6 protein-coding genes and 1 pseudogene are annotated in these 11,627 nt (G+C 44.2%); 1 reads left to right on the forward strand and 6 read right to left on the reverse strand.

Annotated elements, in window-relative coordinates; translation table 11 throughout:
* From BHV72_RS10370 to BHV72_RS10380, 3 genes and pseudogenes are all read right to left on the reverse strand, one after another.
* A pseudogene (locus tag BHV72_RS10370) lies at window positions 1–617 on the reverse strand (sugar-binding domain-containing protein); the annotation flags it as partial.
* A 47-nt stretch (window positions 618–664) separates the two neighbouring features.
* The gene (locus BHV72_RS10375; RefSeq protein WP_286855753.1) at window positions 665–2,230 is read right to left on the reverse strand and encodes a RagB/SusD family nutrient uptake outer membrane protein; all 1,566 of its coding nucleotides are present in this window, start codon (window positions 2,228–2,230) and stop codon (window positions 665–667) included.
* Window positions 2,231–2,257: 27 nt separating this feature from the next.
* Complete coding sequence (locus BHV72_RS10380; RefSeq protein ID WP_286855755.1) at window positions 2,258–5,347, reverse strand: SusC/RagA family TonB-linked outer membrane protein; 3,090 nt, start codon at window positions 5,345–5,347, stop codon at window positions 2,258–2,260.
* Window positions 5,348–5,624: 277 nt separating this feature from the next.
* Between BHV72_RS10380 and BHV72_RS10385 the strand changes: the two genes are divergently transcribed.
* Complete coding sequence (locus BHV72_RS10385) at window positions 5,625–6,533, forward strand: sialate O-acetylesterase (protein ID WP_286855756.1); 909 nt, start codon at window positions 5,625–5,627, stop codon at window positions 6,531–6,533.
* Window positions 6,534–6,650: 117 nt separating this feature from the next.
* Here the strand turns inward: BHV72_RS10385 and BHV72_RS10390 are convergent, their stop codons facing one another.
* Genes BHV72_RS10390 through BHV72_RS10400 form a run of 3 tightly spaced genes read right to left on the reverse strand, consistent with a single transcriptional unit; the run spans window position 6,651 to window position 11,619 of the window.
* A complete protein-coding gene (locus tag BHV72_RS10390; protein ID WP_373129602.1) occupies window positions 6,651–9,500 on the reverse strand; it encodes an exo-beta-1,4-galactosidase in 2,850 nt (949 codons plus the stop codon).
* Between the two features lie 37 nt (window positions 9,501–9,537).
* Entirely contained in the window at window positions 9,538–10,314 is a 777-nt protein-coding gene (locus BHV72_RS10395; RefSeq protein WP_009121917.1) for a hypothetical protein, read from the reverse strand.
* Window positions 10,315–10,341: 27 nt separating this feature from the next.
* Entirely contained in the window at window positions 10,342–11,619 is a 1,278-nt protein-coding gene (locus BHV72_RS10400) for a rhamnogalacturonan acetylesterase (protein WP_087413493.1), read from the reverse strand.
* Window positions 11,620–11,627: the final 8 nt, after the last annotated feature.

The following is an 11,627-nucleotide window of genomic DNA, read 5'->3' on the forward strand; positions in this document are numbered from 1 at the left end:
GTCGGTGGCGTAGATGTATACACCGGTTGTTTTCAGGTTGCTGTACAGAGGCAGAGTCTGATATACCTCGTCCGTCACATACAGAAATACGTTCTTGGGGATACCGCCATAATTGGCGTTGAAATTACGGTCACTCCACTGAAATTTAGAGTTAGTACGTTTTTCGCGATAGAACCAGTTATTGTCCGTACGCACAGCCAACACGTTATCTCCTTCTTTCATATAGGGAGTAAGGTCGAATCCTACGGCCATGACCCCGTTTTCATGCAGTCCTAAATAGTGTCCGTTCAGGAAGAATTCACCACCCTGGCGAACTCCCTCGAATTCGACAAATACTTTTTTACCTCTCAATCCCGGAAATGCTTGCGATACCAAACAACCGTGTCAGTATGCTGTTCGATAGATAGTCTGAAAGCCTCATCTTCATTGAAAGCACGCGGCAATGTCACTTGTTTCCAATCGCTATCTCTAAAGTCGGGCTTTTTCGCTTGTGGAAAGTCCCCTACTTGCAGACGCCATTCACTGTTGAAATTATACTTCTTGCGTTCAGCCGTATAACCGTCTACCGCAAAGAGGGTTATCAGCAGAAATGTAAGTAGATAGAATCTGTTCTTCATGTTCTTATTACTATTGTTTATTAGTGTTCATTACTCCTTGTCACTCATTATTTGTATGCTTCGTTTTGCTGATACAATCCTTCTTTCGCTTTCATTTGCGTATCAGGAATAGGATAGAGATAAGTACCCGGTTGCACGTTATTGATGTAGTTATCATAAACGGATGTTCCGGCAGCTTTATCCGAGAATTTGGCACGTATCTTCTCCATGTATGTATTATGGCGTACGAGATCGTGCCAGCGAATACCTTCAAAGGCAAGTTCACGCCGGCGTTCATCTTCTACACATTGCAGGAAAGCGTTTTCGTTTTTCTGCGCCGCACTCAATGCCGCCAACCCGGCACGGGTACGTATTTTATTTACCAATCGCACGCCCTCATCCGTAGGACCTGCAATCTCGGCATACATCAGCATTACATCTTCCAAACGGATAAGCGGATAATTGATAGGGAAATAAGTGCGATCCACTATTTGCCCGTCAATATCACTGTATCCCAACTCTTTCCGTTTGATTTTATGTTCAAAGAACTTTGTAAAGTAGTTCTTCTTGGGATCGACCGTCGCTTCATAACGAACATCCGCCTTGTTCTCTTCATAAAGCGCAGCCAGCGCCTCCGAACAGGTTATGCGATTACCCGACATCTGAATGCCGATATAATCTGTTCCCACATTGGGTACGGACATAAAGACCACGGGGTTGCCATAATTCTTTTCGGCAACATATTGTACCTCAAAAATATGATATTTATTGTCGTTATCGCTAATCCAGATACGTTGCCATGTGTCACCGTCAGTAGCCCAGTATTTATTGTTTTTCTCTGCGTATGTAATTACCTCTCCCAATACCTCTTTGGCAAGTGATAATTTAGACGTATCATACAAAGGGAAACCGGCCATAGTCAGATAAACTCTGCCAAGCAATGCCTGCGCAGCCGGAAGTGTAGCACGCCCTGATTCGGCAATACCGCCACTGCTTGTGTAAGCCCGGTCTTTCATGTTTTCTATGGCATACTGCAAATCGGGAATGATTACTTGCTCGTATACATCTTGCGCTTCGGACTGCGGCGTACTCATTGCCTCTGCCGCACTTAACGATTTAGTGGCAACCGGTACACGTCCCCAATACCTTACCAGCTCAAAATAGGCATAGGCTCGCAAGAAGCGCGCTTCGGCCATAAAAGTAGCTTTTACATCTACCTCCTCAGCATCGTCTTCCACGTTGAACTCCAGATGCTCTACTCTCTCTAGGAAGAGATTTGCGCGGGATACTATTTTATAGAAAGCATTCCAAGCGCTGTTTATTGTTCCGGCAGTGTATATGCTCGGATTAAAAACACTGATATCCACGTAGTCACGTTGCTTGTCATCGGCCGGTTCGGTCCATACGTCATCCGAACGCCCGTCGGACATGAGCAGAATATATTCAGGAACAGGCAGCAATCCGTTATAAATACCCAGCAATGCTTGCTCTGCCTGAATAGGTGTCTGAAAGAAATCCTCCGTAGCGCGTGAGGTCGGCGATTTCACCTCCAGCCAGTCTTCACAGGAAGTTGTAGAAAACAGCGCACCTGCCAACAGAATGATACTGATACATATATGATAAATCGTTTTCATAAGTGATGTTTTTTAAAGGTTATTTCTTTAGAAGCTGAAATTGGCACCGACCGTATAAGTACGTGCCTGCGGATAGGCATTGTTACCTTTGTTTTCGGGTGAATAGCCGCCGTCGTATTTATCCCACATCCATACGTTCTCCACAGTGAAATAGACACGCGCGTTGCGTATAATCTTTCGGTTAAGCGGTAATTTGTATCCCAAAGTAATATTCTTGATACGGAGATAGTCCGAGCTATAAAGCCAGCGTGTATCACGCAGTTCACCGGTAGTGGAGCTTAATGCCGGCGTCTTTCCGTCGCCCGGCTCCTCTTCCGAACGCCACATATTCTTCCACCAAGAAAAGACGTTCTGCGAGATAGTCATACCCGGATTGTCCATATAACGCCCCGGTGACATACTGTAAAGCATACCGCCGAATTGCGCCGTACACAGTACGGACAAGTCGAACGCTTTCCAACTCAGCTTATTCGTCATTCCAAAAGTGAAGTCGGGATTGGGTTTACCCACCAACGTACGGTCATCATCGTTAATAACTCCGTCATCGTTCACATCACGATAACGCACATCACCCAATGCCGTACCTTTACGTACCGGATACTTCCGTAAATCTTCGGAATATTGATACACACCCACAGCATCATACATATAGAAACTGCGCATAGGCTGTCCTACCATCAACACTTGTGTATTACTGTCACTGAATATCTTGTCATTATTGCCTAAATCGGTTACCTCGTTCTTATTGTAAGCCATATTAAAAGAGGTGCTCCAACGCAAAGTTCCCGTCAGGTTTTGGCTTTGCAGTTCCAACTCAAAACCTTTGTTTTGAACCTCACCCACATTATCCCACATATTACTGAAACCTATAATACCGGGCATTGTCACTTTATACAGCAAATCGCTCGTTTTCTTCCGGTAATAGTCCAACGACACCGACAAACGACTGTTGAACAACGAAAAGTCCGCACCGACATTCCAACTATATACTTTCTCCCATGTCAGGTCTTCCACATCAAGCGATGACATGGCATAGCCATTCAGCAACGAACCGCCTAAAGAGTAATTTGCGCTCGACATCAATCCTAATGCCGCCCCGTCAGAGAGAGAATTATTACCATTGGCGCCCCAACTGCCACGCAATTTCATTGAATTAATGACGAAATCTTCCGGCCAGAACCGTTCGTTCGAAATACGGTAAGCCAACGATACGGCAGGGAAAATACCCCAACGCTTATTTTTACCGAACTTAGACGAACCGTCACGGCGAATACTGGCAGTCATCAGGTATCGGTTGTCATATTCATATTGCAGGCGTCCGAAGAAAGAAGCCATACGTCCCGGATATCCGATTGTGGCATAAGCCGTAGTCAAATCTACGTCAGTCATATCGAAACTCTCCACCAAATTATCAGGGAAATGTGTTGCTGCGAGGCGGGAGGAATAAGAAGTTTTGGCTTCCATTGAAAAACCTGCCATAGCGCCTACAGTATGCTTGCCAAAAGAATTGTCATAATTCAGTAACGTCTGAAACAGGTAGGAATGATTACGTCCGTCGGTGCGATTAGCGGTAGCATAGTAACCTTCGCCCGTGTTCCAACGATTAGAGATGGAACTGGGCAAGAAACTCCGCGCCTGCGTACTACGGAAATTATAAGAACCTGTTACTTCCGCACGCAAACCATCAAACAACTCGGCACGGATAAATGCGGAAGTATTGACGCGGGCATCTTCCGTCATACTCGACTTACGTTCCAACGTAGCTACCGGACTGACACGGGTGCCGGCCCAACTATATCTGCTGTAAGGCTCCGCCCCTGTATAAAGGCCTGCTTCCGACTCGGCAAACGGCACCATAGAAAGTACAGCCACAGCATCCGCCGTTCCGCCGTTATTCCACGACATGGAAGGAGCCAGGTTGACACCCAATGTAATGCGGTTGAATATGGTAGTCTGCATGTTGGCACGCAGGTTAAGTCTTTTATAAGAAGTATTGACAGCAATACCTTTCTGGTCTACATAACCCAAACTCACGCGATAGTTGGACTGGTCCGTAGAATTAGATACCGACAAGGTATAGTTTTGTTTAGGAGCCAAACGGAAAACTTCATCTTGCCAGTCAATAGCCATCAGGTCGCCGTATCCGGGCTGTATCCAGCGAGGGTCATTTACATACGACGTATTTACAGAACCGCCGGTATAAGCCAGACGTATTTCATAATCATCGGTCGCCATAGCGCCTTTCGAACCATACGCCTTTACATAATTCTGGTTATTGATTTCCGAGCGCCAGGCAATCCATTCTTCCGGTGTCAGCACATCCAGCTTCTTCTCCATCTGCTGAATACCGAAAGAAGCGGAGAACTGCACGTTCACCTTACCCGTTTTCGGCGCTTCTTTAGTTTTGATAAGGATAACGCCGTTAGCGCCGCGCGAACCGTAGATAGCAGAAGAGGAGGCATCTTTTAACACATCGATGGATTCGATATCGTCTGCATTCAAATCACTTAGGTCATCTACCGGAATACCATCAACTACATAAAGCGGTTGATCGCTGGCATTGATAGATGCAGCGCCTCGGATATGTACTTCCAGTTCGCCACCCGGCGCCCCGCTGTTTGTAGTAATCTCCACACCTGCCAATTGTCCTTGCAGCGAAGACAGTACGTTTTCATTCTGCCTATCTGCAACTTTCTCGCCTTTCAAGGTAGCGATGGAACCGGTCACATTCCCTTTCTTGGCAGTACCATAACCGATAACCACAACTTCGTCCAACGCCAAATCCGCCACTTTCAACTTCACATTATATACATTTTTCCCTCTGCCCAATGTTATCTTGGCTGTTTCGTAGCCCACGTATGAAATCTCCAGCTGTCCGGCATCTTTGGGAACAGAAAGCTTGAATTGTCCGTCCAACCCCGTAATAGTCATACTATTTGTTCCTTTCACTACTACAGTGGCGCCGATAGCAGGTTGTCCCGTTTCATCCAATACAGTACCGCCGATTTCCCGATTCTGCGCCGTTGCCGTGACACCACATAGCAGGAACAACAAAATGCAGAGCATTGAGACTGTCGCCCGCCTAAAGTCATAAATCTTTCTCATCTTATTTTTCATGGTCAATAAAGTTATCATATAAGAAACCGAAATGTGTATTTCACACTACCATTCGTGTATTTTGTATCTGCAAAAGTAGCGGTCTGAGTCGATTCCCGCATGTAATTATGTACAGAAAGTATGCAAAAAAGCCCACTATACGCCATTCATAAAGCCCACAAAGCATTCTATGCAATCACTGTATAAATGTATAGGATATCTGAATAATATTGCATGTATTTGAAATAAAGGTTGCGTAACTTTGCCAACAGATAAATCAAATCCTGAAATAAATATCATGAAAAAGTTTCTATTGACAGCAGCAATTTTATGCTCGCTGACTGCTCTCGGACAAAGTAAGCGCAACCAGCCGGCAACCGTCATCATCACTGCCGGACAGTCAAACACAGACGGACGTGTATTAAACAATGCACTTCCCGATTATATCCGACAAAATAAATATAAGTATTGCCAATGGTGCTATGGAAGTGCCGGCCAGCAAATAACGGGAGAGTTTGAAACTTTTTGGCCCCGCATGGTACACCAAGCGCGTCCGGGTCGATGGGCTTATGACGCCGTAACCTATTACTGGTTGGAGCAGGCGCTTCAAAAAGACTTCTATGTAATAAAATGGTCTTTGGGCGGAACAGCTATCGACACAGGTTGCAGCAGTACAAGCGGTAAATATTGGTCGGCCGACCCGAAATGGCTTGCCGCCAACTATTCAACAGCTACCGGTGGAAAATCACTTTTACTCTCGTTTACAGAAAACATTTCAGCGTGTATCGACAATAAATTGGATAAACTCCCCGAAGGATATGAAATCAAAGCTTTTCTATGGCATCAAGGCGAAAGCGATCGGCACAAAGGCAAAAATTATTATAAAAATCTAAAGGACGTGGTAGCGTATGTACGTAATTTCCTTGTAGAGAAAACCGGAAACAAGCGATACAAAAAGCTCCCCTTCATCTGTGGTACAGTATCCCGTAGTAATAAACAATACAGCGCCGACGTAGAAGCCGCGCTCTACAAGCTCGCCAAGGAAGATAAGAACTTTTACGTCATAGATATGTCTAAAGCCGAACTACAAAGAGACCAACTGCATTTTACTGCTGAAGCCGCCGAATATTTAGGAATTGAGATGTATAATAAGCTGGTTGAATTGGGCATTGCCGGTAAAAAAGCAAAGAAAATAGGTATTAAATAATAAGATTCTCGTAGAAAATTTTGTGTAAGTAAAAAGGTTCGGGCTTGTGAAAGTCCGAACCTTTATGTTTGATATACACGGCAGATATTCAATATCTGTCTTCCCAATCAATAATCCTCAATTTATTTTAGGTTTCAGCTCATCCGGTGAGTCCTTTGTATACGACTTTACATTCCCTGCCACTTTTGTAAACAACTCCTGTACCTGTTCAAGAGATACAGTAGCCGAAGGACGGAAACTATCAGAATTCATATAATCCAGAATAGCTTTATACATCTGACGGGCAACAACACGCTTTTCCGGCTGTGAAGTAATATCCATACTCGTCATCATTAACTTTCCATTCAACACATTTGCTTCAAACAAGACTCCTAGCTTACGGCTGATAAACCAGGTATCTATACTCTGAACTATCGGCTGAAAATTACCCGGAAAATTTGTGAACTGCATCACTTGCGCTTTGTTCAGCAGCTCCCACCATTGTAAATTACTATGGTATTCGGTAGGAAATTCCTTAAACAACGGATGATATTCATTAAGAAAAATGCCGGTGGTATGCGGCGGACGCATTTTGAACCAGGATGTATTCCAAAATACGGGAGTAAAATGTTGTACCACTTCTTTACCATAGCTCACTTTTCCGGCTGCGGTAATCAGAACCTTGCCTTCTTGTTTCAACACAGAAATAGCTCGTTCATCCAATGTATCCGTAATGTACACATCGCCTTCCGCCGGTTCCACACGTGCCGGATATACCCAAAAGTCCCAATCGTTCACGGCATCCGTATTCTCAATGCGTATTTCCAGATTCAATTTCCGTGGAGTATCAACAGCATCCAACTTTAAATCCACACTCCCCAAAGAGATAAGATTACCTATGGGAATATTACCACTACCAACTACTCCATGAGCATAAACCTTTCCATATTTATCCTTAACCGTATAAACAGTTCTTGCTCCCCGTAACGGCATTGCTCCGAAATGGGCAACCTCTATATCCGCATGAAAAGTTTCATCACCGGTATACGCAAATTTAGGAATCCGCGCTAACGGAACAGTCGGACTACAAAAACGCCTGAACTTCTCCGCATCGATATAACCTTTTTCCTCGAAAAATACGTTAAGCACTCCCACCAATGCCGTTCCCTGGCCGGAATAATCATTTAATGCCAATAGTTGAAAACCCGCATAATCGGGCGTACGTAATGTTTTCTCTATTTCATGCTTGTAACAAATAGCTTGTAACTTACCCGACGCCACCATGAAATCATGAGCTTGACCACTCATATCGTTATCTTCCAGTATATCTCGGAATATCTCAAAATTCCGGGCTTTATTTACTCCGGTGTACTTACGGATTTCATTAAAATCAGGGAACACACACCATTGCCCTGTCTCATGCGAAACGTAAGGTTGTTTCACCGTATCAATCTTGGCACGGTAATCCGACATGCTTTCCGGTTGCCGTTCCGCCCATGTCAATCCCCGCGCACCGGCCTTTACGTGATACTGATTATGCGGTTGCCACTGCCAACTGCCACCAACCGACGCTCCTGTATATACACGACGGGGATCTGTCGCTTTCCAATAATCCACGAACTTACTCACCCAATTTACCCAACGCCCGGAAGGCTCGTTGCCACAAGCAAGCATACAGTAGGAAGCGTAGTTACCATACGCTTTCGTCAGAGCAATGGTTTCATCCATCAGATATTTGTCAATAGGTTGTCCATTCCCCAGCTTCGGGCCGTGATTAGGCCAGCTCGGCCCTTCGGGTTGAAGATAAAAGCCTACAAGGTCAGCAGCAATAAAGGCCGCTTCCGGTGGGCAGAAAGAATGGAACCGCATATGATTCAATCCATAGTTACGGCAAATACGGAATACACGCTCCCAAGAAGCAACATCCATCGGAGCGTACCCCGTTAACGGAAAATCACAGTTTTCAACTGTACCTCTCAACATCGTCTTACGCCCGTTTACATAAAACCATTTACCGTTTATCGTAAATTCGCGCATTCCGAATTGTACCTGCTTCGTTTCTATTTGTTTTCCATTCTTCAAAGTTGCCGTTAAACGATAGAGAGCCGGACTGAACTCATCCCACGTCAGAAAATTCTGTCCCATCGGCAGTTCCATTTCAAGCGGATTATCACCTTTTCGCACAGTAACGGTTTGGTATACCGGAGCAATCTCATGGTTGACATTCGTATTAAAGCTCCTCGCTGAAAGAGCTATCTCCCCTTTTGCTGAAGAAGATGCCCGCACATTCATACGTACAAGAGCTTTCTTTCCTGCAAGGTCGGGATATACCTGTATATCCTCAAAAAAGACTTCCGGTGTAGATTGCAACTCTATCTTACCGACAATACCGTTCCAATTACCTTGTGTCTGGTCTGTGATACTATGCGAATCCGGACCGACGTTAATCTCTTTAATCCGGTTGTCCACACGAATAGTCACCAAGCTACTTTTTCCCGGAGTGACATAAGAAGTCAGGTCATACACATGAGGCACGCAAAGACTGTTCCGCATACCGACTTCCCGATGATTAATCCACACGGTAGTTTCTATATGAGGACGCTCCAGAAAGAGTACGATCCGTTCTCCTTTCCAGCTATCAGGAACCGTCACCTTCTTCTGATACCATGCCACCCCAACGTAATGCTTATCCGGCGTCAGGAAGAAAGGCAGTTTAACCTGACCGTCTATACGGTACTTTTCCATATAAGGGTTGAAATAGTAAGAGCTATCATAAAGGCTCCCTGTCCATTTGGTACGGACGGTTACATCATCCCCTTTCAGTTTTTCGGGCATTGACCCGGGCAGATTTATCCGGTCGCTCAAGGTTTTATTAAACCACTCTTCACGGACACCTTTATCCTCACGGTCTATTTGAAAAGCCCATTTGCCGGACAAGCTGACCGAGTGGTTTTGTCCCACTACGGCCAACGAGCCGGCAAATGTCATAAGCAAACTTGCTATAATATGTTTCATAAATTACTCTCTATTCTGCAATTACTCCCGCCCAACTGTTACACCAACGGAAATTACCTACATTGCCAATGAAACCGCTACGGTTTCTGAAAGAAATGGAACGGATGGCATGTTTCAATACATTTTCCGCATCTCCCTCGGCAACACATGAGGCTTCTGCCGGCTCTTCCGCAGTCAGTTCAGGGTCAACAAACAAAGACACTTTCTGATTGGCATAATCCAGTTTCAACACCAGTAAGTGAGTTTTATCATAATCGTAAGCCATGGTTGTTTCAGCCTTCACTTTCAACAGACTCGTTCCGAAACGGATTCTATCGCTACCCTCACGAGCCACATAAATATTGGCACGGTTGCTACCGCCCACATAGCTGGCGCTTACTCCCAAAAAGTCTGCCATACCACTTGCTCCGAGCTTGGAGAAGTTTACTAAGCAAGACAAGTAAAATGTACCGCGACCATATTGCTTTCCATCAGTCATGGAGTAGATACTGAAACGAGCGCCTTTCGTACCGGCAGGATAACCGCCTATGCTAATAGACGGGCCCTTTTCTGCATATCCTTCGTAAACAAGCTCTTTACCTATGGTAGGACTTGGATTGGTATTAGGTTTTGAAGAAAATGCTCCACACCATGTATTTATGGCAATTGGCGCCGTTTTCTCACTATAAACCGATTTCTCCAATTTGTCACCATCTTTATATCCTTGCAATAAGTCTTTTTTCAAAATCTGTGCATTTCCGGTAAAAGCAAATGCAGCCAATGCCAATGTAAAAATTACCTTTTTCATGATTTTATGTATTTAAGTTGTTATTCTTTAATTTCCATCCGGCTTCTCTATCTCTGTAAATGGTGACAGGTTCCATTTAAAATTCTTGAATTTATCCGGTTTTGCGGGGTCAAAGTTAGCATAATCTGCTTTTAAATCTTTCACAATAGGAAGATTTGCTTTCTTCATTCCCTCAATTACGCATTTTGCTACCTCATAAGCTCCAAAAGTATTAAAATGTGTGTTATCTTTCAGTTCCTGAGTCTGTCCGGGATAAGTATTTGCCGGATAATGTACATAGAGATGCTTGGATTCTTCTACCCCCATTGTTTCACATAATACTTTTGTCATGTCCTGCAAGTCAATGACAGGGATATTCTCACGTACGGCAATATCCCGGATAGCGGCAGGATAATCGGCATGCGTATCCTTGATTTTGCCATTCTTATCATACTGACGGCGGCGAGTTGGCGTAACCAACACCGGATAAGCTCCTTTCAGGCGAGCCTCATCAATAAACTGTTTGATATAATAGGAGAAAGAATAGTAAGCTCCTTTACCCGGTCCTTTCTGTTTTTGGTCATTATGACCGAATTCTATCAGCAAGTAGTCGCCTTTTTTCATCTGGGTCAATAGTTTATCCAAACGTTTTCCACCGATGAAAGTATTGGCAGAAAGCCCCGATTCGGCATAATTGGCTATACAAACTTTATCCGTAAAGAAACGGGTAATCATTTGTCCCCAGCTTGCCCAAGGCTCATTATCATTATCGACGACCGTTGAATTACCACAAAGAAATACAGTAGGAACCTTGTCAACCCTTTCAATCACTAAAGAAGATAAACGGGGAGCATCACCATTAAACTCCAAGGTTAGTTTATCGTCCCAATTCAGTTTCTTCTTCTCACGTTCCTTGATTTTTACTTTCTGATTACCCTTAATAACGGTATTACGTTTATTAATTGTAAAAGTCTCCGTTACGAGTTCTCCTTTCTTTGTGTCGAGGTTCTCAATGAAAAGACGGCGTGATTCACCACGAACTGTGGTACTGCCGGCAGAATCTTTACTTCCCAATGTTACAGTCACTCTATAATTGCCATCAGGAACATTTACCGAGAAAAAGAAAGGCGCGTTACTTTTACCGTCCCAAGCAGGCTGAAAGTCATAACCATAACCCGAATCATTATTAAACAAAATTGAGGGAGTTATTTTGGTAAAGCCTTCTTGTTCTTTCTTATCAGACGAGAAATCGAATTTGAAAGTTTGAGCTTGGGCAAGCAAAGAGCTTGCCACAAGCAGCAGAGAATAAACAAATATTCTTTTCATAATTCAAT

Origin of the sequence: Bacteroides sp. 43_46, assembly GCF_001915455.1 — a bacterium.
In the GTDB taxonomy this organism is placed as follows: Bacteria; Bacteroidota; Bacteroidia; order Bacteroidales; family Bacteroidaceae; genus Bacteroides; species Bacteroides caccae.